The following is a 24,256-nucleotide window of genomic DNA, read 5'->3' as shown; positions in this document are numbered from 1 at the left end:
GCGGGCTGGACGCCATGGCGACGGCCGTGAAGGCCGTGTCTGCACCCGCCTGCGCCGGGCGGCACGGCCGCCGCAACGCTGCCTGGCTGGCCGCCCTGCAGCGGCAGTTACACTGGTACGGCTGCCCGAGGAGCCGCCCATGACCCAAGCTGCCCGCATCCGTCGCTGCCATGCCGCCCACCTGTGGCAGGACGACGGCTGGTCGCGCGAGGGCATCTTCGGGATCGACGGCGAGGGGCTGCTGCAGGCGGTCGACGACGGCCCGGCCGAGACGCTCGGCACCTGGGTGCTGCCGGGCATGCCCAACCTGCACTCGCACGCCTTCCAGCGCGCGATGGCCGGCCTGGCCGAGCGTCGCGGCCGGGCGGACGACAGCTTCTGGACCTGGCGCGAGACCATGTACGCGTTCGCCGCCGCGGTCGGTCCGGACGAACTCAGGGCGATCGCCGCGCAGCTGTACGTGGAGATGCTCAAGGCCGGCTATACCCAGGTCTGCGAATTCCACTACCTGCACCACCAGCCCGACGGCCGCCCGTATGCGCCGCCGGAGGCGATGTCGCTGGCGCTGGTCGAGGCTGCGCGCGAGGCCGGCATCGCGCTGACCCTGCTTCCCGTGCTGTACATGAGCGGCGGTTTCGACGGGCGCCCGCTGGGCGCGCGCCAGCGGCGCTTCGGCCACGAGGTCGAGAGCTACCTGCGGCTGGTCGAGTCGCTGCGCACGCGCGAGGCGGCCGACCTGCGCGTCGGCATCGCGCTGCATTCGCTGCGCGCGGTGCCCGAGGACGCCCTGCGCGCCGTGCTGGACGGCGCGGCCGCGCGGCAGGGGCCGGTCCACATCCACATCGCCGAACAGCTGGGCGAAGTGCAGGACTGCCTGGCCCTGCGCGGTGCACGCCCGGTGGAGTGGCTGCTCGACCACGCGCCGGTCGACGCGCGCTGGTGCCTGGTCCACGCCACCCATCTCAGCGAGGCGGAGACCGCGCGCCTGGCCCGCAGCGGCGCGGTCGCCGGGCTGTGCCCCACCACCGAGGCCAACCTCGGCGACGGCCTGTTCCCCCTGGCCGACTACCTGGATGCGGACGGCACGCTCGGCATCGGTTCGGATTCGCATATTTCCGTGTCGCCGGTGGAAGAACTGCGCTGGCTGGAGTACGGCCAGCGCCTCGTCTCCCGCCACCGCAACATCGCCGCCCGCCGGGAAGGGGCGAGCGTCGGGCAGACCCTGTGGCGCGCCGCGCTGCGCGGCGGTGCGCAGGCCGCGGGCCTGCCGGTCGGCGCACTGCGGCCGGGCCGCCGTGCCGACCTGCTGGTGCTCGATGACGGCTCCCCCGTGTTCGCCGCGCGCGAGGAGCCGGCGCTGCTGGACAGTTTCATCTTCGCCGGCAATACGCCGCTGGTGCGCGACGTGATGTGCGGTGGCCGCTGGGTCGTGCGCGACTTCCACCACCACGACGAGGAGCGCATCGCGCAGCGCTATCGCCACGCGGTGCAGCGCCTCGCGCCGGCCTAGGCGGGGCCAGGCCCTCGCTTCGCTGAACGGCAGGTACGGGCGCAGCCGGCTTGCGTCATCGGAGGGCAGGGCGGGGCGTTCCCACGCTCACCTTCCCGCCGAGGACATTCCCATGCGTCGCCGAACCCTGTTCACCGCCCTGCTGCTGGTGGCCGCTGCCCTCTCGCTGACCGGCTGCGTCGTCGTGCCGGCCCATCCCGCCGTGCGCGTCTGGGTGCCGGGGCACTGGGCCGCGCCCCATGTGTGGGTCGAGGGCCACTGGCGCTACCGCTGACCTCCTGCAACGGAGAGGATGCGTCCAGGAGGGTGCGCTTCAGGCAAGCCGCTCGCGCAGGAACTCGATGAACGCGCGCAGCTTGGGCGGGACCTGGCGGCGGCTGGGGTAGTACAGGTGGAAGCCGTCGAACGGCGGCAGCCAGTCGTCCAGCACGGTCTGCAACCGTCCGGCAGCGAGGTGTTCGCGCACCATCGGTTCGAGCACGTGCACCAGCAGGGTGCCGTCGAGGGCCGCATGGATGGGCACGGCCGGGTCGTTGGCGATCAGCGGGCCGTCCACCTCGGTCTCGAACCAGCGCCCGCGCTGTCGGCCGGACGGGTGCGCGAACTCCCAGCGGTAGATGCCACCGCTGCCGGTGAAGCGGAAGCGCGCGCAGCGGTGCTGCGCCAGTTCGCGCGGGTGCTGCGGCCGCCCGTGCCGTGCGAAGTAGCTCGGCGAACCGGCCACCACCGCGCGCAGCGGCCCGCCCAGCGGCACCGCCACCATGTCGCGCGCCAGCCGCTCGCCCAGGCGGATGCCCGCGTCGATGCCTTCGCCGATCAGGTCGCTGAGTGCGTTGTCCACCACCAGCTCCAGCGTGATGTCCGGATAGCGGCGCAGGAACTCGCCCAGCAGCGGCCCGAGCAACTGGTCGAACAGGCTGTAGGAGGCGGTGATGCGCAGCGTGCCGGCCGGCCGCTCGCCGTGCTGGCGCAGCGCCTCGATGGCGCCGTCGATCTCCGCCAGCGCCGGGCCGATGCGCTCGAGGAACTGCGCACCGGCTTCGGTCAGGCCCACCTTGCGCGTGGTCCGCTGCAGCAGGCGCACGCCGAGCTGGCGTTCCAGCGCGCTCACGGTCTGGCTGAGCGCCGAGGGCGACACCTCCAGCGTGGCCGCCGCGCGGGTGAAGCTGCCGTGCCGGGCGATCGCGTGGAAGGCGCGCAGGGCGGAGGTCGGGTCGTCGCGCATTGTTGAGCTCTGCTTAATAAAGCATCCGCAGTTTCCGGATGTTTCTTCGCAATGGCAAGGCTCACACTGCGCGCCGTTCCCCCTGCAAAGGAGTCCTGTCATGGCACTCGATCGCTACTACACCCTGGGCCGCTCGGGCCTGCGCGTCAGCCCGCTCGCGCTCGGCACCATGACCTTCGGCGAGAACTGGGGCTGGGGTGCCTCGGAGGAGGTCGCCCGCGGCATGTTCGACCGCTACCTGGCCGCCGGCGGCAACTTCGTCGACACCGCCGACCTGTACACCGAGGGCCGCAGCGAGGAGCTGCTCGGCCGGTTCATCGCCGACAGCGGCAGCCGCGACCGCGTCGTGCTCGCCACCAAGTTCAGCTACAACGCGCAGCCGGGCAATCCCAATGCCGGCGGCAACGGCCGCAAGAACATCCTGCGCGCGCTGGAAGGTTCGTTGCGCCGCCTGCGCACCGACTACGTCGACCTCTACCTGCTGCACACCTGGGATCGCATCACCCCGGCCGAGGAAGTGCTGCAGACGCTGGACGACCTGGTGCGCGCCGGCAAGATCCGCTACGCCGGCCTCTCCGACGTGCCGGCCTGGTACGCCGCGCACCTGCAGACGCTGGCCCGCGCCCACGGCATGCACGCGCTGGTCAACCTGCAGCTGCAGTACTCGCTGGTCGAACGCAACATCGAGCGCGAATACGTGCCGCTGGCGCAGGAGCTGGGCCTGGGCATCACCGCGTGGAGCCCGTTGGCGATGGGCCTGCTGTCGGGCAAGTACAAGCCCAGCGAGGCCGGCCGCGACGGCGAAGGCGAGGGCCGCCTGCAGGCGATCAAGTCGATGGGCCTGCCTTCGCTGATGGACAAGTTCACGCCGCGCAACTGGGCGATCGTCGCCGAAGTGGAGCAGGTGGCCCGCGAGAGCGGCCTGAGCATGGCGCAGGTGGCCGTGCAGTGGGCGACGCGCCGCCCGGGCCTGGGCTCGGTCATCCTGGGCGCCCGCAACCTGGCGCAGTTCGAGGACAACCTCGCCGCGCTGGACCGTCCGCTGGACGAGGCCGCGCTGCGCCGCCTCGACGGGGTGTCGGCCTTGCCCTCGCAGTTCCCCTACAGCTTCTTCGAGCCGACGCAGCAGGTCGGCATCCACGGCGGCGTCGGCGTGGGCGACAAGCCGGCCGGCTACGCGCCGCCGGTGTGGATCGACCCGGCGCCGACCCCCGCGTATGCCGGCGACACCGCGGAGGCGGCCCGATGAGCGCGCCGCTGCCCTACGGCGCGCCGATCACGCTGGAGCACGCGCGGCGCGTGATGGCCGCCGCCGAGGCCGAAGCGCTCGCGCAGGGCTGGCCGATGGCGATCGCCATCGTCGGCAGCGGCGGCCACCTGGTGATGCTGCACGCGCTGGACCAGGTGCAGCACGGCAGCGTCGCCGTGGCGCAGGCCAAGGCCGAGACGGCGGTGAACTTCCGCCGTCCCAGCAAGCTGTTCGAGGATGCGGTGGCCGCCGGCGGCCTGGGCCTGCGCATCCTCGGCATGGACAACCTGCTGCCGCTCGACGGCGGCCTGCCGCTGGTCGTCAACGGGCAGGTGGTCGGCGCCATCGGCGTCTCCGGCATGCAGTCCACCCAGGACGCGCAGGTGGCCGCCGCCGGCGCGGTGGCGCTCGACGGGGCCAGCGCGGGCTGAGCGGGCCGCCGAACTCAGTGTTCGGTGACCCGCAGGTCCTTCAGCAGCAGATCGAGCCGGCTCTTCATGGTGTCCTGCGGCTGCGCCCCCTGGACACCATAGAAGGCGCTGTACAAGGCGGTCGGCGAGGTGCCGCTCGCGCCCTGCGGCGCGACCACCGCGTTGATCATCATCAGGTCGTTTTCCTGCCGCGCCACGCCGTTGTACGGATACTGGCGGCCGGCCACCTTCTGCCAGCGGCTGGTCAGGTCGCTGTCCAGGCCGTCCGGTGGCGGCACGAAGCGCTGCACGTCGATGTGGTTCTGGTCGTCTTCGGAGGAATCCTTCCAGATCTGCACCAGGCCCACGTCCCAGACCGGCTTGCCCTGGTCCATGAAGAAGCGCAGGCCCAGTTGCAGCAGGTTGTCCGGTGCGACTGCCTGGATCTGCGGCGTGAAGGCGAAGCTCAGCCGCGGCGAGCGGTAGGCGAAGCGGTGCCCGTAGTCGATGTCCAGGCGGATGTCGCGGAACACTGCAGGGAGCGGCACCGGTTGCTTCAGAAATTCCTTCCACTGCGCGAGCGTGCCGGCGTAGGTGACGTAGACGAAGTCGGTCAGCTCGTCCAGGTCCAGCTGGTTGTCGTGCTCCTGGGCGGCAGGGGCGATGCGCGAGAGCATGATGCTGCCGTCCGGGACAGGCAGCGAGTAGACCAGCACCAGCGCATTGAGGTGGGGCAACGGCCAGACTTCCACCTGCCACGGGCGCTGCCAGCGATCCACGTGCACGGTCTCGCGCAGCGGCTTGCCGAACGAGGTGATCTTGATCGCCTCGCTGGCCACCTTCCGCTCGAACAGCCCGGCGCTGGTCACCAGGTCCATCCGCGCGGTCGCATCGCCGTAGAACCGCGCCGGATCCATGTCGTCCGGCCGGCGCAGGTGGAGCAGGACGTTGCGGCTCACCGCGCCCACGTCCAGGTAGCCGTTGGCGCTCAGGGTGTAGCGCTGCGACGCGCGGCCGTTGCGGTCCCACTCGCCGTCGCTGCCGCGCACGATCAGGGTCGGGAAGGCGTAGATCGGGGTCGGCTGCACCAGCAGGCGGGTCGAGCCCTTGCCCGCAGGGAACAGGTTGGGTGCCTCTTTCGCGAGCAGGGCGTGCAACTGCTCCCGGCTGAATGCATCGGCGTGGCTCTGGAACGTGCGGAAGAAGTCCGCGAGGCCGAGCGGCAGCGCGAACTGCGTCTTGAACACGCCATTCTGCGTCGGCTGGAAGATGTCCAGCTGATAGAACGCGCGGGCGTCGATCACCGCCTGGCCCTCGGGCGCGTCGAGCACCTCGCGGATCGGCAGGCCGTAGTTGAGGTTCTCGTTGGGCGACTTCATCAGTACGACGCCGATGACCTTGCCGTCCTGGTCCAGCAGCGGGCCGCCGCTGTTGCCCGGCGAGGCGGCGGCGGAAAAGCGCATCCATTTCCAGCTGCCGTCCTGCTCCTCCGGCGTGTCGGAGGTGTACAGGCCGTCGCGGATCACCACGCCGGTACCCAGCGCGTTGCCGACCGCGTACACCACCTGGTTGAGCGCGGGCCTGGTGTTGGGCTGCAAGGTCGCCTCGCCCGGCTGCCCGACCAGCGAGAACACCACGAAGTCCTTGCGCAACGAGAACTTCTCGATCTTGTCGATCGGGTACACGTGGCCCGCGGCATCGCGCAGCGCGGGCGGCCCCCACAGGCTGCCGAGGCCCGCCATGAGCACGTGGCCGGCGGTCACGTAGCGGTTGGGGCCGATCGCGAACGCGGTGCCGATGGAGTAGTACTTGTCGGTGCGCTCCTGGTACGGCAGCAGGTCCAGCGGCAACGGTTTCTCGTAGCTGAGCGGATCGGCGGTGGGCTTGGCCTGGACCACCTCGAAGGTGGCCGCCTGGATCTTCGGCAGCATGGCCGGGTCGAGCGTCGCGGCGCGCACGGGCGCCGCGCACGCCATCCACACGACGAGTCCCCACGGCGCCGCGGCCATGACGGTACGGCGGAGCATTCCACGCAAGCTGTGCATTTTCCCTTGTCCCCCTGATGTGGCGGCGTCCGTGCCCCGGGCGCTGGCGCCGGGATGCATCTTGGCACGCCTTTTCCGCGGGTGCATGGCCGGGCGATGGCTGCGCTGGGGCAGGGTGTGCGTCCGGCTGCGGGATGGCGGTCGCGGCGACCGACCTGCGCCACCCCTCACTCGGTGAAGCGCAGGCTGGCGAGCGCGCGCTGCAGCTTCACCTTCGCCGCGACGCGGTCGAACGGCGGCGTGGCCGGCGGGTCGTAGACCTCCGGCCGCGTGCCGGTGAGCAGCAGGTCGATCGCGTAGCAGCGTCCGGCGTGGACGGCGTGGTAGGCCTCCACTTCGCGGTAGTGGCTCATCGCCGCGTCGGCGGCGTGGAAACGCAGGAACGGCACGCCGTCCAGCGTCACGGTGGACGCCTCCGGCGCGACGCCGCTCGGCGGCACGTCGCGGCAGTGCGCCAGCGCCTGGGCGTCGCTGCCCATGCCGATGCGCAGCTCCGCCGTGGTGATCGCATCGGATCCGTCGAGCACCAGCGCCAGCACCGGCCGGCCATGACCATCGGCATCGGCGAACGCCTTCCAGCCGGCGTCGCCCAGGTAGTCGCGCCGGAAATCGCGTCGCAGGTGCATGCCCTGCGGCACCGCGATGGCGATGCCGGCCGCGCGGTCGACCACGGGCGTGCCCGCCGCCGTCGCGGCTGCGAGCACGGCATCGGGCGCCTGTGCGCAGCCACCGCTCAGCAGCAACGCGGATACGAGGGTGACGGTCGAAAGCTGGCGCATCGTTCTCGGTCTGGTCTGGCCTTGCCCATCCTCGCGCAACGGGCCGGGCCGGCGCCAGCGCGGCTCGCCGTTTCCACGGGCGGCGCGCAGCGGCACACGCCCGCGCCCGCGCTGGTCTGACGACACACGCGGGAGGACAATGCGCCACCCGCTCCGGCCGCCGCCCAGAAGAGCCGCATGAACGACACGCAAGCACCGGCCGCCGGCCATGCCCCGGACCGCTTGATCCGCCACGGCACGCCGCTGTTCCGCCGGGCCAACCTGGCGCTGTTCGCCGCCGGCATCGCGACCTTCGGGCTGCTGTACTGCGTGCAGCCGCTGATGCCGCAGTTCAGCAAGGACTACGGCGTCGATGCGGCGACCAGCGCGCTGTCGCTGTCGCTCACCACCGGCGTGCTCGCCTTCGCCATGCTGTTCGCCGGCGCGGTGTCGGACGCCTACGGGCGCAAGTCGGTGATGACCGTCTCGCTGCTGTCCTCGGCGCTGCTGGTCCTGCTCACCGCGCTGGTGCCGGGCTGGACCGGCCTGCTGGTGCTGCGCACGCTGCTCGGGCTCACGCTGAGCGGCCTGCCTGCGGTGGCGATGACCTGGCTCTCGGAGGAGATGCACGCCGATTCGATCGGCCTGGGGATGGGCCTGTACATCAGCGGCAATGCCATCGGCGGCATGGGCGGGCGCCTGGTCACCGGCGTGCTGGCCGACTTCTTCGACTGGCGGGTGGGCGTGCTGGTGGTGGGCGCGATCGGGCTCGCCTCGGCGCTGATGTTCTGGCGCCTGCTGCCGCCCTCGCATCACTTCGAGCGCCAGCCGCTGCGCCCGCGTGCCCTGCTCGGCCGCTTCGCCGGCGTGTTCCGCGACGCCGGCCTGCCGTGGATGTTCGTGGAGGGCTTCCTGCTGCTGGGCGCCTTCGTCACCGTCTACAACTACATCGGCTACCGCCTGCTCGCGCCGCCGTACAACCTGAGCCAGGCGGTGGTCGGCCTGATCTTCAGCGTCTACCTGATCGGCACCTTCAGCTCGGCCTGGATGGGCCACCTGGCCGGCCGGCTGGGACGGCGGCGCGTGCTGTGGACCACCTTCGCGCTGATGCTCGCCGGCGTGGGCATGACCATGCTGCGCCCGCTCGCGCTGGTGATCGGCGGCGTGGTGGCGGTGACCTTCGGCTTCTTCGGCGGCCACTCGATCGTGAGCAGCTGGGTCGGCCGGCGCGCCGGCAGCGCCAAGGCGCAGGCGTCGTCGCTGTACCTGTTCGCCTACTACATGGGTTCCAGCCTGGCCGGCGCGGGTGGCGGGCTGTTCTACACCGCGCACGGCTGGAACGGCGTGGCGCTGTTCATCGGCGCGATGGCGTTGGCCGGGCTGCTGATCGCGTGGCGGCTGTACCACCTGCAGCCCCTGCCGGGACCGCCCTCGCCGGGGACCGAGCCGCCGTTGCCGTAAAGGGGCATCAAGCCATGCTCTTGTAGGAGCGAGCTTGCTCGCGATGCGTTCGCTTCGGTGCCATCGGAGCCAGAAGCGCCGCGAGTGGAGCTCGCTCCTACAGGGCGTTGCGGTTCAGCGCGCGGCCGGCACCAGCATGTCCTTCACCTGGGCGTAGTCCCCGTCGTTGGGCTCGGCCGGCAGGCCCAGCAGGTGCGCCATCAGCGGGTACACGTCCACGTTGGGGAAGGTCGGCACGGTGATGCCGTCGCGGAACGCGGGACCGTGCGCCACGAACAGCGCGCGCATGAGCGGCGAGGCATTGTCGTAGCCGTGCTCGCCCAGGCTGACGTGGCCCTGGTGCGAGGCCAGGTAGTCCGCCGTGGTGATGCGCCAGCCTACGTCGGCCAGGCACAGCAGCTGCGGCACGCGCGCGTTGTGGCCGTAGGCCAGGCGCGCCGGCACGCGGGTCTTGTCCCAGCACTGCATGTGCGCGTGCGGTTGCTCGAGGCTGGCCTCGATCGCGGCGAAGTCGTGCCCCGGCTTGGGATTGAAACCGGCCAGCACGCCCAGGCTCACCACCTGCACGTCGTCCAGGTTCAGCGCCTTCTCGATCAGCACGCTGTGGTCCAGCGGCACCGGTGCCATGCCGTGGTCGGCGAGCACGATCAGGTTGATGCGGTCGAGCAGGCCGCGCTGTTTCAGGCCCTGCACCAGGCGCGCCAGGGCCTGGTCGGTTTCGCGCAGCCTGGCGTCGACCTGCGGGGAATCCGGGCCGTACAGATGCCCGGCGTGGTCGACCGCGTCGAAGTACAGGGTAAGGAAGCTCGGCCGCTGCGCGGCCGGCAGGTCGAGCCAGGCCAGCACCTGGTCGACCCGCTGGTCGGGCGTCACCGTGCCGTCGTAGGGCAGCCAGTAGTCCGGATGGCGCCCGTGGATGTCCGCTTCGGAGCCGGGCCAGAACATCGTCGCGGTGCGCAGCCCGTGCCGGTCGGCGGTTTCCCACAACGGCGTGCCTTCGTTCCACCAGCGCCCGTCGCTCACCGCCTTGCGGTCGTGCAGCGAGAAGCGCCCGAGCGTGGCGTCGTACATGGTGTTGTTGACGATACCGTGGTGGTCCGGGCGCAGGCCGGTGACGATGCTGTAGTGGTTGGGAAAGGTCAGCGACGGAAACGAAGGCTGCATCGCCGCACGTACGCCGTCGTGCGCCAGCGCGGCCAGCGTGGGCGTGAGCCCGCGCTCGAGGTAGTCGGCGCGGTAGCCGTCGATGGAGATCAGCAGCAGCGGCGCGGGCCTGGGCGGCGGCGTGGTGGCGCAACCCGCGCTGAATGCCAGCGTCAGGCAGCACAGCAGGCGAAACAGGAATTTCATAGGGCGACTCGTACGATGGAGCAAACCGGCATCATCGCATCCCTGTCATGACAAGAAAAACCGCATCCCCGCTCTTGCCCTGGTTGTTCGCGCTCGCGGCGGGGGTGCCGGCGGTGGCCTGCGCGTGGCAGAGCACGCCACCGCGCCCGGTGTCGCCGCCGCCGGTGGTGGTCGTGCAGCCGCCCGCGAATGCGCGCTTCCAGCAGACCCTGCGCGAGCAGCAGGTGAGCGACCAGTTGCGCAAGAACCAGCTGGAAGAGCAGCTGCGCCAGAACCAGGCCGCCACCATCCGCCGGCCGTACGCCACGGACACCTTGCAGGCGGTGCGCCTGCAGCAGCAGGACCAGGCCCAGCGCGAGCTCTACCGCGCGCGCCAGCAGGATCTGCTCGACCGCTACCAGAGCGCCGTGGCCCCGCCCGTGGTGCATTCGAGCGATGCGCCCGCCTCCACCGGCAGCACGCGCGGATCGCCCTGATCGCGCGGCTTTCCCGATGGCGAGCCGTGCGCGGCTAGCGCAGCGCCAGTCCGAACAGGTCGCCGCGCGCCACGCCTTCCTCCATCGCCAGCAGGAACCGCTTGGTCGGCAGGCCGCCGCCGAAGCCGGTGAGGCTGCCGTTGCTGCCGATCACGCGATGGCAGGGCAGCACGATCGGCAGCGGGTTGCGCCCGTTCGCCGCGCCGACCGCGCGCACCGCCTGCGGCTGACCGATGCGGCGGGCCAGTTCGCCGTAGCTGATCGTCGCGCCGTAGGGAATGCGCGCCAGCTCCCGCCACACGGTCAGCTGGAACGGCGTGCCCAGCGGATGCAGCGGCAGTTCGAAGGCCTGGCGCGTGCCGGCGAAGTAGTCCTCCAGTTGCACGCGGGCGAACGCCAGCGCCTCGGGCGAACGCACCCATGCCGGATCCGGCTCGCGCCGGTGCCGGCCGGTCTCGAACCAGATCTCGCGCAGGCCCTGCGCGTCGGCCACCAGCCGCAGGCGGCCGATCGGGGTGGGCATGTCGTCGTAGTGGATGGTGTCCATGCGTTCCCGGTGGTTGACCGTTCGGCTCCGGTGCGGACCTGGGCCCGGGCGAACGGCATCCTTCGCGGCGGCGATGTTACGGCTTCCGTCGGCTGCACCGCGCATCAGGCCGCCACGGCCGGTTTCGCGCTGTCGGCCACGCTGCGCCAGAGGTGCATCACGGCGTAGGCGCGCCAGGGCCGCCAGGCCTCGGCCATCGCGGCGAGTGCCTTGGTGCTCAGTTCGCCGGTGCCGCCGGTCGCCGCGCGGCGCAGGATCAGGTCGGCGGCGGGGAAGGCGTCGGGGTGGCTCAGCGCGCGCATCGCCATGTACTGCGCGGTCCAGTCGCCGATGCCGGGCAGGGCGGTCCAGCGGGCGACGAAATCCTCCAGCAGCTGCTCGCTGCGGAAGTCAATGCGCCCCTCCAGCAGGGCCCGCGCGATGCCGCGGATGGTCTCGGCGCGCGCACGGACCACGCCGACTTCTCGCAAGTCGGCCTCGGCCAGGCGTTCGGGCGAGGGGAACAGACGCTCCAGCCCGGGCGCCGCCGGCACGGCCAGCGGCTCGCCCCAGCGCGCGACGATGCGGCTGGCGAAGGTGCGCGCGGCGGCCACGCTGACCTGCTGGCCCAGCACCGCGCGCACGGCGATCTCGAAACCGTCCCAGCCGCCGGGCAGGCGCAGCCCCGGCCGCCGCAGCAGTAGCGGCGCGAGTACGCCGTTGGCCCCGAGCACGGCGGCGATCGCCTGTGGCTCGGCGTCCAGGTCGAACATGCGCCGCAGCCGCGTCACCACCGGCAGCAGTTGCGCCGGTTGCGGGCAGTGCAGTTCCAGCTTCAGCGCGTGCTCGCCCGGCCAGGCCGAGAGGCGCAGCCAGCCCGGCGCCTCGGCCGGTCCGAACACGCGCGCGTACGTCTGCGCGTCCACCGTCTCCACGCCCGGCAACGCGCGCGAACGCAGGAAGTCGAGCACGCCCTGGAAGTCGTACGGCGGCCGGTAGCCCAGCCGCAGCACCAGCGCGTCGCCGCCGGCCGCGGCGCGCGGCTGGCGGCGCAGCTCGCGCGGCGCGATGCGGTTGGCCTGGGCGAACGCGGCGTTGAAGCGCCGCAGGCTGCCGAAGCCGGAGGCCAGCGCCACCTCGGTCACCGGCAGCGCGGTCTCGGTGAGCAACTGCTTGGCGAACAGCAGCCGGCGCGTGGTGTGCACGGCGAGCGGCGGCGCGCCCAGGTGTTCCACGAACAGCCGCCGCAATTGCCGCGCGCCCACGCCCACCCGCGCGGCCAGCGCATCGAGCGGGCCCTCGGCCAGTGCGCCGGCGTCGATCAGCCTGAGCGCGCGCGCCACCACGTGCTCGCCGCGATGCCAGGCCGGGTGGCCGGGCGCGAGTTCCGGGCGGCAGCGCAGGCACGGGCGGAAGCCGTCCGCTTCCGCCGCGGCCGCGTTGGCGTAGTAGCGCACGTTGGTCGCCTTCGGCGGCGGCGCCGGGCAGACCGGACGGCAGTAGATGCGCGTGCTGGTGACGGCGGTGAAGAACAGCCCGTCGAAGCGCGCGTCGCGGCTCAGGCGGGCCTGTTCGCAGACCTGATGGTCGGGGAGGGCGGCGGTGGACGATGCGGACATGCGACGCAGGCTAGCACCGCCCCGGCGGGTGTACTCGCCGTTTTCGGACATCAATGCATGCGCCCTTGGCCAGCGGCCTGTCCCGCGTCGTGGGCGCCAAGCGGCGCAAGGAACACTCCCCTCCCGGTGGGCCGATTCCGCACTGCCAGCAGGTTCACTGACCGGACCGTACGCGGTGGGACACAAAGCCCTCGGCGTTGCGTGACGGGCCCGGGGCTGCGCACCCCGGGGAGCGGCCGAGGACGCGGTGGCTCATGCTTTCCTCGGCGTCTTTGCCGAGGAAGACAGCCGCCGGCGAGTGCGCGGAACGGACTGGGGGCGATGAGGCACGCGAAAGTCTGGCGGGAGCGCCGCGCGGGCCGCCATGGGCACGCTCGGGAGCAGGCGAAGCGCAACGGCGACACGGGCGCCATCCCCCGAGCATCGACGCCTTCCCACCTGATGGCGTGTTTGGCCGAAGCGCATCGGTGCCTGTCGAGCGTACCGGCACGTGGGCCATGCAGATCACCCGCATCACGTGACAACGGCGACGGGGCGCGAGGGAGCCTTTCCCATGGTGGGCGGCACCCGCTCGGCGAGGGACCAGGATGCCTTGCGACGCCGCCTGCGGCAGAGCGCGGGTCGCGGCGGCTGCGCGTGGCTTCGTCCCCTGCCGGTTGGGCAGGTCCGTGCGCGGGGACGTGCCGCCGACGCTCACGCGTCGATCGCCGCATCCAGCGTCTCGTTGTCCGGGAACGTCATGAACACGAAGAACGGCACGCCGCGCGCGTGCCAGTCGCGGGTCACCGTGGCCAGTTGCTCGCGCAGCGCCTGGAACACGTGCGGCGCCTGCGCGCGCAGCACGTCGGCGTGGTCCAGCAGCAGCACGTAGCCGGGCGCGGGGATCCAGCCCAGGTCGCGCAGGCTCGCCGCGAGGGCCTGCCAGTCGTCCACCGGCACCGGCAGCTCGAACGCATGCGACAGGCAGTGCAACGTGTCCGGGTGATCCGCGCACTCGCCCAGGTCCACGCGCAGCAGGCGCAGGCCGGCGCGCGCGGCGTCGTCGGTCAGCGTGGCCGGATCGTCCGGCACCACGCGGTAGACGCCGTCGCCCTCGGCGTCGTGCAGGTCCAGTTGGAGCACGCGGCTGGTCATCGCGCGCGGGATGCTGCGCGAAGGCGCGTGTGGGCCAGGTGACTCCCGTCTCAGCCGCCGCTGGACGCGGGGCACGCCGCCTGCCGCCCGTGGCGGAACGCCGCCGCGCCGGCCTCGTTGGTGGGCTGCCCCTCGTCGCCGCTGTCGAACAGCGCCCGCCAGACGCCGTCGCGCCCGCGATGCCAGACGGTGGCGAAGTGGCCCAACGTGTAGCGCGGACGCGCATCGGCCTGCAGCGCCTCGACGAGGTACGGCCCGCTCGAGAGCGCGAGGTCCGCGCCGCCGGTCACCACCTGGGTCGGGTACCAGGCCAGGCGCACCTCCTTGCCTGCGATCAGGCCGCGCCAGTGCGCGAGCACCGCCTGGCGCCCGCGCTGCGGCTGCGGTGAGTTGGCCGCGAACACGGCGTCCGCTTCGACGTGCGCGCCGAAGGCGTCGGCGTCGTGCACCTGCACCGCATGGGCAAAGGACAGCTCCCGCTGCCATACCGCACAACGCCGGTCGACCGCCTGCGCCGAAGCGGGCAGGGTGGCCAGGCCGAGCAGGACGACGAAGGTCGGACCTTTCATGGCATGGATTCCGGTGACAGGCGGCACGGCCCTTCTCCGGCCGGGAGAGGGGTTGGAGGGAAGGTCCGGCATCGCCGGACACCCGGCTTCGGCCTTCCGGACGGACGCGCCCGCGCCGGGCAACCGCTCAGCGCACCGGCACCATCAGGTGCTGGTACGGCGTGCCCGCCCACATCACGTACGGCGCGCCCGTGTCGGGGTCGGCGTTCTTCGGGTACTGGTCGTAGAACGCGCTGTCGGCGCCCACCACCATCACGTGCGGCCCGGTCTTGATCCAGTGCTCGCCCTTGGGCTTGGTGGCGTACGGGTCGGTGTTGCTCGCGTCGGTGCCGCCTTCGAGCATGTACATGAAGCCGACCGTACCCGCCGGCGGCGTGGTGTGGTTGAGCCAGGCGTTGACCCAACCCATCGCGGCCTTGTCGGCGCACATCGGGTCCGGGCCGGGCGTGGCCGGCGCATCCGGAATGCAGGTGAAGCCGTTGCTGCCCTGGCGCAGGGTACGCATCTTGCCGTTGGCGTCCATCGCCATGATGGTCGCGTGGCGGGCCACGCTCGGCGGCGCGGCGCGCATCGCGCTGGCGATCATCTGCGCGTCGGTCATGGTCTTGGGGTGTCGGGCCTGCGCTGCGCCGACGGCGAACAGCGCGGCGACGGCGAGGGCTGAACATTCGATCAAGGCTGCAGTGCGCATGATGGCGCGCCTCCCGCGGGGATGAACCGGTGTCCCGGATTCCCTGCGGCAGCGTGTGCCCACTGCCGTTAGCGGCCGATCAAGCGCAGGTCGAGAACACGCCACGACGGGGCGCGCCCGCTCCCGCCGCCTGCCGACGCTACCGTGCCGCCGCGCGACGGATCGTGTAGTCGCCGCGACGCGTGCCCGGCGCGAGCTGCCAGCCGGGCGCGAGCTGCAGCGTCCAGCCCTTGCCGTGCAGCGTGCCCGAGGTCGCCTCGCCGGCGGGCGCGGCCACGGTCAGCACGGTCCAGTCCGTCGTCATCAGGGCGCCGCCGTCCACCGTGACCGAACCCCAGTCGTCGATCACCTGCATGGTCGGGTAGACCGTGCCCGCCTCGCCGAGCGGCACCAGGTTGCTCGGGTTGAACTGTACCTTCATGTGCGCGAGCGGCAGCCGCAGCACCGGCCCGATGACCAGTTGCGCCCTGTACTGCGCCGCCTGCTTGGCCCGCGCCTCGGCCCGCGCCCGCTCGCTGGCGAGCAGCGCGGGGCCGCCGTAGCGCGCGGCCAGCTTTTCGACGTCCGCCTTCGCCTGCATGTCGACGTGCAGCGCCTGCGCCAGCAGGCCCGCCGGCGAGCCGCCCTGGACGATCGCCTTGCGCCAGCCCGGCCGGTAGCGGTCCAGCAGCAGGCCGTAGGCCGGCCCGCTCGGGTACGCGAACGAGCGCGCGAAGGTCGCATCGTTCTTCGGGTGCCAGACCAGGTCCCAGTGCGCCATCGCGAGCCGCTCGGCCGGCGTGCGGTTGCCGACCATCACGCCGGTGTACTCGGCCAGGCCCTCGTTGCGCTCCAGCGCGGTCTCGTCCTGCTCCGCGCCGGGAAAGCGCTGGTAGCGCGCGGCGCGGAAGGCCAGCGCGTCGGCCGCGTGCGCGCGACGCTCGGCGTCGGTCTTCGCCGCCAGCGCGGCGTCGAGCGCGCGCCATTCCAGCTGCACGGTGTAGCGGCCTTCCAGCGTATCCATGTGCGGGTTGTCGCGACCGTCCGCGCGCAGCCCCAGGCTGGTCTGGATGCGATGGAACGCCTCGTGCGCCATCATCGTGCGGCGCACCGGCGCTTCCTCCGGCAGCGGCCAGAGCATCTCGCTCCAGTGCACGCCGGCCCAGTCCACCGCGGTGTTGGCGATGGTCTGGCTCTTCGGCAGCTCGCCCACGTAGGCACCGCCCTCGGGGTGCAGCTGGCCTTCGGCATCCGCCCGGTTCGCGACCACCCGGCGCGTGGCCGGCTCCACCAGCAGGATCGGCCCGCACAGCGACTTGCCCCAGAGGCGGCCGCCGTCGGCCTGGCACAGCTGCGCGGCCTCCCGGAAATAGCGGGCGGCGAGCGCGGGATCGAGCCGGGGCGCGTCGGCGCCGATCGCGGCGGGCGCCAGCACGGCCAGCGCCAGGCAGGGCAAAGCGGATCGAAGCACCATGCACGTCTCCCGGCAGGAAAGTTCGGCGGCTTGCGGGCGAGTCTAGCGCCGGGTTCGCCAGGCTCACCGTGCCGCCAGTCACCCCCGCACCGCCGCAAGAGCCGCCCCGGCACCGCTGGCTATACTCGGGCATCCGCCTCCAGGAGAGCCTACGGCCATGAACGCCCCCACCCGCATCGACACCAGCCGCACCATCCGCGCGCCGCGCGGCACCGAGCTCACCTGCAAGAGCTGGCTCACCGAGGCGCCGTACCGGATGATCCAGAACAACCTCGACCCCGAGGTGGCGGAGAACCCGGCGGAGCTGGTGGTCTACGGCGGCATCGGCCGCGCCGCGCGCAACTGGGAATGCTTCGACGCCATCCTGCGCTCCCTGCGCGAGCTCAACGACGACGAAACCCTGCTGGTGCAGTCCGGCAAGCCGGTCGGCGTGTTCCCGACCCACCCGGACGCCCCGCGCGTGCTCATCGCCAACTCCAACCTGGTGCCGGCCTGGGCCAACTGGGAGCACTTCAACGAGCTCGATCGCAAGGGCCTGATGATGTACGGCCAGATGACGGCCGGCAGCTGGATCTACATCGGCTCGCAGGGCATCGTGCAGGGCACCTACGAGACCTTCGTGGAGATGGGCCGCCAACACTACGGCGGCAGCCTCAAGGGCAAGTGGATCCTCACCGCGGGCCTGGGCGGCATGGGCGGCGCGCAGCCGCTGGCCGCGAGCCTCGCCGGCGCCTGCTCGCTCACCATCGAATGCCAGCAGAGCCGCATCGACTTCCGCCTGAAGACCCGCTACGTCGACGAGCAGGCCACCGACCTGGACGACGCGCTGGCGCGCATCGAGAAGTACACCAAGGCCGGCGAAGCCAAATCCATCGCGCTGCTGGGCAACGCCGCCGAAGTGCTGCCCGAGCTGGTGCGCCGCGGCGTGCGGCCCGATGCCGTCACCGACCAGACTAGCGCGCACGACCCGGTCAACGGCTACTTGCCGCTCGGCTGGACGGTGGAAGAGTGGTTCGAGCGCCGCAAGAGCGATCCCAACGGCACGCGTGATGCCGCCAAGCGGTCGATGAAGCAGCACGTGGAAGCCATGCTTGCCTTCCACGCCAAGGGCATCCCCACCTTCGACTACGGCAACAACATCCGCCAGATGGCCAAGGACGAAGGCTGCGAGAACGCCTTCGCCTTTCCGGGGTTCGTGCCCGCCTTCGTGCGCCCGCTGTTCTGCCGCGGCATCGGGCCGTTCCGTTGGGTCGCGCTATCGGGCGATCCGGAGGACATCTACAAGACCGACCAGAAGGTCAAGGAACTGATCCCCGACGACAAGCACCTGCACAACTGGCTGGATATGGCGAAGGAGCGGATCAGCTTCCAGGGGTTGCCGGCGCGGATCTGCTGGGTGGGGCTGGGGCAGCGGGACAAGCTGGGGTTGGCGTTCAACGAGATGGTGCGGAAGGGGGAGTTGAAGGCGCCGGTGGTGATCGGGCGGGATCATCTGGATTCGGGGTCGGTGGCGAGTCCGAACCGGGAGACCGAGGCGATGAAGGATGGGTCGGATGCGGTGTCGGACTGGCCGTTGTTGAATGCGATGTTGAATGTGGCGGGTGGGGCGACGTGGGTGTCGCTGCATCATGGTGGGGGTGTGGGGATGGGGTACAGCCAGCACTCGGGGGTGGTGATTGTTTGCGATGGGAGTGAGGCGGCGGATAGGCGGATTGCGCGGGTGTTGTGGAATGATCCGGGGACGGGGGTGATGCGGCATGCGGATGCGGGGTATGAGATTGCAGTCGAGTGCGCGAGAGCGCAGCACTTGAAGCTGCCGATGATCTGAGGCAAGAAGGTGGGCTAGTAGCGGCCCTCGTGGCTCTTGGGACTGGAAGGTGAGGCCTATGGACGCGGAACAGGGGGCGGCGCCGACCGCTTTTGGGGAAGACCGGGCAATTTTTCAGAGCAACTTGCCGCTTGTAGAGAAGTTAGAGCGGGCCCGAGTTGAGCTCTTGGACCTCTCGGCTCGTAACCGGCTGCTCAATATGCCCCGGGGCGCCCGTGGCGGACGTTCAATTGAGATCATCGACGAGAAGACTGAAGAAATCTTCCGTTTGCTGGTGCGCGAGGGGAAAACTTTCACCTTCGTGGCGGGAAGGGCTGCCGAAGCCAAAGAGCTGGCGCTTCCCTCGGGTGTAGTCGAAGAAGTGGCTGCCAACTACGCGATAGGCGACAAAGCGGAAGAAACCTCGCCTTCGGTTGAGCCTGACGAGATCGAAGATCTCGCGCAGCCCGACGATGACAGCACAGACGAGCGCGGCGTATTGCGCCGGCATGCCGATACCAAGCTTCAGACGCGACTGACCAGCAAGGGCCTGCAGAAGCGCCTCCTGGAGCTCTATCTCGACGCGAATACCCTGGAGGAAGAGCAGGGCGTCAACGTGTTGTTCCTGGCGTTGGGCGCGCTCAAGTGGGTGGATCCCAACAATGCTGAGAACGTCCGCTATGCCCCGCTGCTGCTTATTCCGGTCCAACTCGACCGAGGCAATGCCGGCGAACGGTTCAACCTGAAAGTTCGGCAAGACGACTTCGCCTCCAACCTATCACTGGAAGCCTATCTGGACCGGGTTCATGCACTGCGGATGCCTGCGTTCGAGGCCTCGGATACGTTCGAACCGCTCGATTACATCGAGCAGGTCCGGAGGACTGTCGAGGTCAAGACTGACTGGGAGGTGCTGCCCGACCACATGACAGTGGGCTTCTTCTCGTTCGCCAAGTTTCTGATGTACCGGGATTTGGATCCGGCAGTGTGGCCCAAGGGCGCCACCATCAGCGAACACCCCTTGATCCGCTCTTTGCTCGCCGATGGGTTCGCCGGCAGCGATGACATGGTGGACGAAGACGTCAATATTGATCCGCTGATCCCACCTGCCGAAATGCTCCACATCTTGGACTGCGACAGCTCCCAGGCGCTGGCCATCCACGAGGTTCGGCGGGGAAAGAACCTGGTCATCCAAGGGCCACCCGGCACAGGCAAGAGTCAGACCATCGCCAACATCATCGCCGCCGCCGTCAAGGACGGTAAGAGCGTGTTGTTCGTGGCCGAAAAGATGGCCGCTCTAGACGTGGTGAAGCGTCGCCTAGACGACCGTGGGGTGGGCGACGCCTGTCTCGAACTCCACAGCAACAAAACCAGCAAGCGGGCTGTGCTCGAAGAGCTGCGGCGCACTTGGGAGCTCGGCGCGCCTAAGGCACCGAGCCATGGCAGCTTGTTCGACCGGCTTACCGAGGCTCGGGACAAGCTCAATGCCCATGTGCAACGGCTTCATGAGCGGGATTCGGCTTCAGGGCTGACACCGTTTCAGGTGATGGGCCAGCTCGTCCGGTTAAGGGAACAGGGCGAACGCCCCAACGACATTCAGTTGGTAGCCCCCGACCAGTGGGGGCAGGACGGCTTCGCCGCTCGCCTGGACCTCTTGAGTGATTTGGCAAACCGCGTCGCGGAGATCGGAAAGCCAGCAGACCATGCGTGGGTCGGTGTGGGCCTGGACGCAATTTCTCCGATGGACGCGGAACGCTTGGTCGGGCGCATGCAAAAGCTCTCGGAGCAATTGGCCACGGCCCGGCAACAGTTCAATGCAGCCGCCGGCTTGTTGGAGCTCGGCGCACCCTTGCGGCTCTCGGATGTGCCGCCGATGGTCGAGTTGCTTCAGCGCATCGCTCCCGCTCCGACACTTTCGGCAGCTGCCATGGGCAATGAGGTCTGGCAAAACCCGCGGCCCATCAACGAACTGTTGAACCTGGGAGAGCGTTACACCGCAGAGCACGGGGCTCTTCTAGGGAGGGTGACCGAGGCGGCTTGGGACGCCAGCCTGGAAGAGGCGTCGCTTGCATTGAGCGAGCTGCCTGAGGCTTTCGGTGCGGATCAGTTCAAGCGCTTGGCGCGCCTGCTGGATGAACTTCCTCGTTTGATGGGGGAGGCTGCTGCGTTGGCTCGCTTATTGGGGCGAGAGCCGGGAAGCTCCCTTGGGGATTTTCAGACCTTGGCCCGCATCGGTGAGCGAGTGGCAGCGGCTCCGCCTGCCAGTCCCGAGACGTTTGCTTCCGATCTTTGGGACGGCGGTGTCGAGCGAGCGGGCGAGTTGGCGCAGGCGGTGGCCGATTACGAAGGCGCCAAAGCCACCATTGGGCCGCAGCTCACTGACATGGCGTGGTCCTTGGATCTCGTGTCAGCGCGGTCCGTCCTGGCTGCACGTGGAACCAGCATGTTCCGTTTCTTCAGCGGCGAGTGGCGGGCGGCCAATCGGCTGGTCGGCTCGGTTCTGACTACCCCAAACCAGCCATTACCGGTCACGTTGGGTCTCCTTGACACCCTAGCGAAGGGGCAATGTGCCAAAAAGGCCATCGAAGGCGAGGACACTTTTGGCCGCAGTGCCTTTGGGGACGACTGGCGTGGTGTGCGCTCTCATTCAGCGCCTCTCCTGGCGCTGGTGGAGTGGATGCGGTCCCTAAAAGGCTTGGGCGCGGAGCCTCGCCTTATCGCCTCGCGAAGCCCGGAAAAGACTGAAGTGGCTGCTCGCGCCAAGCAGCTGTCTGGCGCTTGCTTCCAGATCGAACGCGATTTGCGTGCGACGTGGGAGGATCTGGGACGTGCCCGGGGATCGTCTTTCGGTGAGGTCGCATCGGTCGAGCGTGCGGACTTGAACGTCCTAATGCAGGTTGTATCGCGTTACGCCGCAGCTCACTCGACAGCGACCAACTGGGTGACCATTGGAGCGCAAGAAGCCGGAGCCATCTGTGCCGTGTTGGAAGAGCTGCAGGTGGGCCAGCGGGATCGTCAGGCTCTCCGCGACCAGGTCGGCTTGGGGCAGGCGGCATTTGATGACGCGTGGAAAGCGGAGCACTCCGACTGGAGTCACCTCAAGGCGGCCTCATCCTGGCTGGAGCAGAACCAGGACATCCGCGCTCTGGCGGGTCGGGTTCGTGACCGAGAGGCGCTGTTGCCACGTGCCAAGGTGCTTGCTGCCTCCCTGGCGCACATCCACACCAGCTTCAAAGCTTTGGCCGATGGCCTCCAACTGGATGTTGAAGTCTCGATGGGAGGGACCCTCTCCGACGCACTGTTGGAAACCATGGCTTGGCGGCTTCAGCGTTGGAGTCAGGAGTATGAGCAGCTTTTCCGCTGGGTGAACTATCGTGACCGCTCGGCCAAGGCCACTTCCATGGGATGCGGTGAACTGGTCACTCGCCTGGGGGATGGGCGGCTGAGGCCAGGCACAGTGACATCTGCATTCGAAATGGCGTATTTCGAAGCGACCTACGCTCGGATGGCGCGAGAGCAGCCCGCCTTGGCGCGTTTCGATGGCTCGACCCATGGGCGGCTGGTCCAGGAGTTCGCGGAGTTGGATCGTCAGCGCATCGCGGCAGCGAGTGTGCAGGTGGTCAAGGCGCACTACGAAAGTGTTCCCCCTCGGGATGGCAGTGCGCTCGGGCCGCTAGGCGTGCTGCGTGGTGAGATCCAAAAGCGAAAGGGCCACATGGCGGTGCGCAAGCTCGTCGAAAAGGCAGCTCCTGCACTACGGGCGCTTAAGCCGGTTTTCATGATGAGCCCCTTGTCCGTGGCGCAGTTCCTCGTGCCGGGGGCCATGGAGTTCGATCTCTTGGTCATGGATGAGGCCAGTCAGATCCAGCCCGTCGATGCACTCGGGGCAATCGCCCGAGCCAAGCAGGTAGTGGTGGTGGGCGATCCCAAGCAGCTCCCACCGACCGCGTTCTTCGCCAAGATGACTTCAAGCAGCGAGGATGACGAGGACGAAGATGGAGCCGCCGTGGCCGATATCGAGAGCATCCTCGGCCTCTTCATGGCTCGGGGCTTGCCCAGCCGGATGCTCCGTTGGCATTACCGCAGCCGACATCAGTCGCTGATTGCCGTCAGCAACCGCCAGTTCTACGAGAACAAACTATTTATCGTGCCCAGCCCCTACACCGCACAGGGCGGGCGAGGGTTGCGGTTCCACCATATCCACGACGGTTTGTTCGATACCGGCAATAAGCGGAACAACCTGATCGAGGCCAAGGCGGTCGCGCAAGCGATCATCGCTCATGCCAGGACTTATCCCAAGTTATCGCTCGGCGTTGCCGCGTTCTCCGCGGCTCAGCGGCGCGCCATCATTGATGAGCTCGAAGTGTTGCGCCGGGGGTTGCCTGCGGAGGTCGAGGACTTCTTCAGGGCCCACCGGTCTGAGCCGTTCTTCGTGAAGAATCTGGAGAACGTCCAGGGTGACGAGCGCGACGTGATCTTCATTTCGGTAGGCTATGGCCGGTCGGTGCCGCACGGACGAGTGCCGATGCGGTTTGGTCCGTTGGGCACCGAGGGCGGCGAGCGGCGCTTGAATGTGTTGATCAGTCGCGCGAAACAGCGGTGCGATGTGTTCGCCTCCATGACCGACGAGGACATTGACCCCACCTACGCAGCCAGCAAGAAGGGCGTCTATGCCTTCCGCTTGTTCCTTCAATACGCAAGGACAGGGCGGCTCCCCATGGCCGAAGTCACGGGACGGGACCACGACAGCGTGTTTGAAGAGCAAGTGGCCAACGCACTGCGGGCGCGTGGCTACGACATACAGGCCCAGATCGGCCTTGCTGGCTTTTTCATTGACCTAGCTGTGTTGGACGAGGAGCGTCCGGGCCGGTTCCTCTTGGGAATCGAGTGCGACGGCGCCGCCTACCACAGCTCTCGCTCAGCGCGGGACCGTGATCGTCTGCGGCAAGCCGTGCTGGAGGAGCATGGTTGGACCATCCATCGGATCTGGAGCACTGACTGGTTCCAGCGGCCCGGCGAGCAGTTAGATCAGCTGGTCCGTCGCATTGAAACCATCAAGGCGGAGTATGACGAGCACCAGGAAGAGGTGGCTCTAACCGTGCAGTTGGACACGGAGGCGCCCTATGTGGAGCGCGAGGCCGTCGAACACGAGGGAGACGACGTGGGGTTTGCCCCCTATGAGGAAGTCACCCTGACACGGCCCCGGCATGTGGTGGGGGACCTTCATGAGGCCCCTCAGGGCATTCTGACCCAACTGGTTGAAGAGGCCGTCCGCATCGAAGGCCCGGTCCACCGGGATCAGGTCATAACGCGGATACGAGAAGCCTGGGGATTAAAGCGTTCCGGTGGGCGAATTGAGGACGCTGTAGAGCGCTCCATCGAGATCGCAACCAAGATGCAACGCATCGCACGACATGGCGACTTCCTGTCCCTTCCTGGCCGTGAGCCTGTGCCAAGGGATCGCTCAGAAGTCACGGCGACGGCGCTCCGGAAAGCGGAAATGCTCCCGCCCACCGAAGTCGAGGTGGCCGTGTCCCAGCTCGTTCAACGGAGCTACGGGGCCACGCGGGATCAGGTGATTCAAGCTGTTTCGCGCGGGTTCGGCATCCGAAATACCAGCAGCCAAGTGCGGAGCGCGCTGGAAGACGTGATCGAGAAGATGATCACCCGCCGGCAACTGAAAGAGGTGGCTGGATTGTTGACCGTGGTCGAGTAACCTTAAAACGGGACACCATTTCGCCGCCGGTGTCGGTAATCCCCCCGCAGGTTAGCTGACCTCAGAAGTGGAATTTTCTCGTAGTCTTCGCCGAGGAGGTTCCATGAAGAAGTCCCGCTTTACCGACAGCCAGATCATCGCCGTACTCAAGCAGGCGGAGACCGGCACGCCCGTACCGGAGCTTTGCCGCGACCACGGCATCAGCTCGGCGACGTTCTACAAGTGGCGCAGCAAGTTCGGCGGCATGGAGGTATCCATGG

At 69.2% G+C, this 24,256-nt stretch carries 19 protein-coding genes; 9 read left to right on the top strand and 10 right to left on the bottom strand.

Annotation, left to right across the window (positions count from 1 at the left end):
• The first annotated feature begins 139 nt into the window (after positions 1-139).
• Positions 140-1,510, top strand: a complete 1,371-nt coding sequence (locus WAT24_RS09880; protein WP_336807688.1) for a formimidoylglutamate deiminase — start codon at positions 140-142, stop codon at positions 1,508-1,510.
• A gap of 112 nt (positions 1,511-1,622) precedes the next feature.
• A complete protein-coding gene (locus tag WAT24_RS09875) occupies positions 1,623-1,784 on the top strand; it encodes a hypothetical protein (protein WP_336807687.1) in 162 nt (53 codons plus the stop codon).
• A 39-nt stretch (positions 1,785-1,823) separates the two neighbouring features.
• Here WAT24_RS09875 and WAT24_RS09870 read toward each other — a convergent pair whose 3' ends face one another.
• A complete protein-coding gene (locus tag WAT24_RS09870; RefSeq protein WP_336807686.1) occupies positions 1,824-2,735 on the bottom strand; it encodes a LysR family transcriptional regulator in 912 nt (303 codons plus the stop codon).
• Positions 2,736-2,835: 100 nt separating this feature from the next.
• On the opposite strand from WAT24_RS09870, the gene WAT24_RS09865 reads away from it, so the two are divergent.
• Positions 2,836-3,984 (top strand): aldo/keto reductase, encoded by a 1,149-nt coding sequence (locus tag WAT24_RS09865; protein ID WP_336807685.1) that lies wholly within the window; start codon positions 2,836-2,838, stop codon positions 3,982-3,984.
• Positions 3,981-4,415, top strand: coding sequence for a GlcG/HbpS family heme-binding protein (locus tag WAT24_RS09860; RefSeq protein WP_336807684.1), 435 nt, complete (start codon positions 3,981-3,983; stop codon positions 4,413-4,415). The genes WAT24_RS09865 and WAT24_RS09860 overlap by 4 nt, the downstream gene beginning before the upstream one ends.
• 14 nt (positions 4,416-4,429) lie before the next feature.
• Here the strand turns inward: WAT24_RS09860 and WAT24_RS09855 are convergent, their stop codons facing one another.
• Both WAT24_RS09855 and WAT24_RS09850 read right to left on the bottom strand, forming a co-directional pair.
• Positions 4,430-6,421: a S1 family peptidase gene (locus tag WAT24_RS09855; protein WP_336807683.1), complete on the bottom strand. Its 1,992-nt coding sequence runs from the start codon at positions 6,419-6,421 to the stop codon at positions 4,430-4,432.
• Between the two features lie 185 nt (positions 6,422-6,606).
• Positions 6,607-7,218, bottom strand: a complete 612-nt coding sequence (locus WAT24_RS09850) for a hypothetical protein (protein ID WP_336807682.1) — start codon at positions 7,216-7,218, stop codon at positions 6,607-6,609.
• 177 nt (positions 7,219-7,395) lie between these two features.
• Here WAT24_RS09850 and WAT24_RS09845 point away from each other — a divergent pair, with 177 nt between their 5' ends.
• A complete protein-coding gene (locus WAT24_RS09845) occupies positions 7,396-8,658 on the top strand; it encodes an MFS transporter (protein WP_336807681.1) in 1,263 nt (420 codons plus the stop codon).
• 114 nt (positions 8,659-8,772) lie between these two features.
• Here WAT24_RS09845 and WAT24_RS09840 read toward each other — a convergent pair whose 3' ends face one another.
• Positions 8,773-10,008, bottom strand: coding sequence for an alkaline phosphatase family protein (locus tag WAT24_RS09840; protein ID WP_336807680.1), 1,236 nt, complete (start codon positions 10,006-10,008; stop codon positions 8,773-8,775).
• Positions 10,009-10,082: 74 nt separating this feature from the next.
• Between WAT24_RS09840 and WAT24_RS09835 the strand changes: the two genes are divergently transcribed.
• Positions 10,083-10,484, top strand: coding sequence for a hypothetical protein (locus WAT24_RS09835; RefSeq protein ID WP_336807679.1), 402 nt, complete (start codon positions 10,083-10,085; stop codon positions 10,482-10,484).
• Between the two features lie 34 nt (positions 10,485-10,518).
• On the opposite strand, the gene WAT24_RS09830 is transcribed toward WAT24_RS09835, so the two are convergent.
• The 6 genes from WAT24_RS09830 to WAT24_RS09805 form a co-directional block, all read right to left on the bottom strand.
• A complete protein-coding gene (locus WAT24_RS09830) occupies positions 10,519-11,031 on the bottom strand; it encodes a methylated-DNA--[protein]-cysteine S-methyltransferase (RefSeq protein ID WP_336807678.1) in 513 nt (170 codons plus the stop codon).
• Positions 11,032-11,135: 104 nt separating this feature from the next.
• On the bottom strand, positions 11,136-12,629 hold the full coding sequence (locus tag WAT24_RS09825; protein WP_336807836.1) for an AlkA N-terminal domain-containing protein: 1,494 nt from the start codon (positions 12,627-12,629) through the stop codon (positions 11,136-11,138).
• Between the two features lie 693 nt (positions 12,630-13,322).
• Positions 13,323-13,763, bottom strand: a complete 441-nt coding sequence (locus WAT24_RS09820) for a barstar family protein (protein WP_336807677.1) — start codon at positions 13,761-13,763, stop codon at positions 13,323-13,325.
• Positions 13,764-13,813: 50 nt separating this feature from the next.
• A complete protein-coding gene (locus WAT24_RS09815) occupies positions 13,814-14,332 on the bottom strand; it encodes a YybH family protein (RefSeq protein ID WP_336807676.1) in 519 nt (172 codons plus the stop codon).
• A gap of 127 nt (positions 14,333-14,459) precedes the next feature.
• Positions 14,460-15,023 (bottom strand): hypothetical protein, encoded by a 564-nt coding sequence (locus WAT24_RS09810; RefSeq protein ID WP_336807675.1) that lies wholly within the window; start codon positions 15,021-15,023, stop codon positions 14,460-14,462.
• A 139-nt stretch (positions 15,024-15,162) separates the two neighbouring features.
• Entirely contained in the window at positions 15,163-16,476 is a 1,314-nt protein-coding gene (locus tag WAT24_RS09805; RefSeq protein ID WP_336807674.1) for a hypothetical protein, read from the bottom strand.
• A 157-nt stretch (positions 16,477-16,633) separates the two neighbouring features.
• Between WAT24_RS09805 and hutU the strand changes: the two genes are divergently transcribed.
• The 3 genes from hutU to WAT24_RS09790 all read left to right on the top strand — a co-directional run.
• On the top strand, positions 16,634-18,304 hold the full coding sequence (gene hutU / locus WAT24_RS09800) for a urocanate hydratase (RefSeq protein ID WP_336807673.1): 1,671 nt from the start codon (positions 16,634-16,636) through the stop codon (positions 18,302-18,304).
• 58 nt (positions 18,305-18,362) lie between these two features.
• Positions 18,363-23,996, top strand: coding sequence for a DUF3320 domain-containing protein (locus WAT24_RS09795; protein ID WP_336807672.1), 5,634 nt, complete (start codon positions 18,363-18,365; stop codon positions 23,994-23,996).
• A 103-nt stretch (positions 23,997-24,099) separates the two neighbouring features.
• Positions 24,100-24,256 (top strand): transposase (locus tag WAT24_RS09790; protein ID WP_336807835.1); only part of this gene is annotated, 157 nt, incomplete at its 3' end.

Source organism: Fulvimonas yonginensis (genome assembly GCF_037137055.1).
GTDB lineage: Bacteria > Pseudomonadota > Gammaproteobacteria > Xanthomonadales > Rhodanobacteraceae > Frateuria_A > Frateuria_A yonginensis.
Note: the sequence above shows the minus strand (reverse complement) of the source record. Positions and strands in the feature narration are given on the sequence as shown.

What these genes read in the sequence shown, in the direction of transcription:
- WAT24_RS09815 (WP_336807676.1), bottom strand. Translation starts at nt 14,332, where the DNA reads ATGAAAGGTCCGACCTTCGTCGTCCTGCTCGGCCTGGCCACCCTGCCC.
- WAT24_RS09845 (WP_336807681.1), top strand. Translation starts at nt 7,396, where the DNA reads ATGAACGACACGCAAGCACCGGCCGCCGGCCATGCCCCGGACCGCTTG.
- WAT24_RS09850 (WP_336807682.1), bottom strand. Translation starts at nt 7,218, where the DNA reads ATGCGCCAGCTTTCGACCGTCACCCTCGTATCCGCGTTGCTGCTGAGC.
- hutU (WP_336807673.1), top strand. Translation starts at nt 16,634, where the DNA reads ATGAACGCCCCCACCCGCATCGACACCAGCCGCACCATCCGCGCGCCG.
- WAT24_RS09830 (WP_336807678.1), bottom strand. Translation starts at nt 11,031, where the DNA reads ATGGACACCATCCACTACGACGACATGCCCACCCCGATCGGCCGCCTG.
- WAT24_RS09805 (WP_336807674.1), bottom strand. Translation starts at nt 16,476, where the DNA reads ATGGTGCTTCGATCCGCTTTGCCCTGCCTGGCGCTGGCCGTGCTGGCG.
- WAT24_RS09870 (WP_336807686.1), bottom strand. Translation starts at nt 2,735, where the DNA reads ATGCGCGACGACCCGACCTCCGCCCTGCGCGCCTTCCACGCGATCGCC.
- WAT24_RS09795 (WP_336807672.1), top strand. Translation starts at nt 18,363, where the DNA reads ATGGACGCGGAACAGGGGGCGGCGCCGACCGCTTTTGGGGAAGACCGG.
- WAT24_RS09865 (WP_336807685.1), top strand. Translation starts at nt 2,836, where the DNA reads ATGGCACTCGATCGCTACTACACCCTGGGCCGCTCGGGCCTGCGCGTC.
- WAT24_RS09860 (WP_336807684.1), top strand. Translation starts at nt 3,981, where the DNA reads ATGAGCGCGCCGCTGCCCTACGGCGCGCCGATCACGCTGGAGCACGCG.
- WAT24_RS09810 (WP_336807675.1), bottom strand. Translation starts at nt 15,023, where the DNA reads ATGCGCACTGCAGCCTTGATCGAATGTTCAGCCCTCGCCGTCGCCGCG.
- WAT24_RS09825 (WP_336807836.1), bottom strand. Translation starts at nt 12,629, where the DNA reads ATGTCCGCATCGTCCACCGCCGCCCTCCCCGACCATCAGGTCTGCGAA.
- WAT24_RS09820 (WP_336807677.1), bottom strand. Translation starts at nt 13,763, where the DNA reads ATGACCAGCCGCGTGCTCCAACTGGACCTGCACGACGCCGAGGGCGAC.
- WAT24_RS09875 (WP_336807687.1), top strand. Translation starts at nt 1,623, where the DNA reads ATGCGTCGCCGAACCCTGTTCACCGCCCTGCTGCTGGTGGCCGCTGCC.
- WAT24_RS09880 (WP_336807688.1), top strand. Translation starts at nt 140, where the DNA reads ATGACCCAAGCTGCCCGCATCCGTCGCTGCCATGCCGCCCACCTGTGG.
- WAT24_RS09855 (WP_336807683.1), bottom strand. Translation starts at nt 6,421, where the DNA reads ATGCTCCGCCGTACCGTCATGGCCGCGGCGCCGTGGGGACTCGTCGTG.
- WAT24_RS09840 (WP_336807680.1), bottom strand. Translation starts at nt 10,008, where the DNA reads ATGAAATTCCTGTTTCGCCTGCTGTGCTGCCTGACGCTGGCATTCAGC.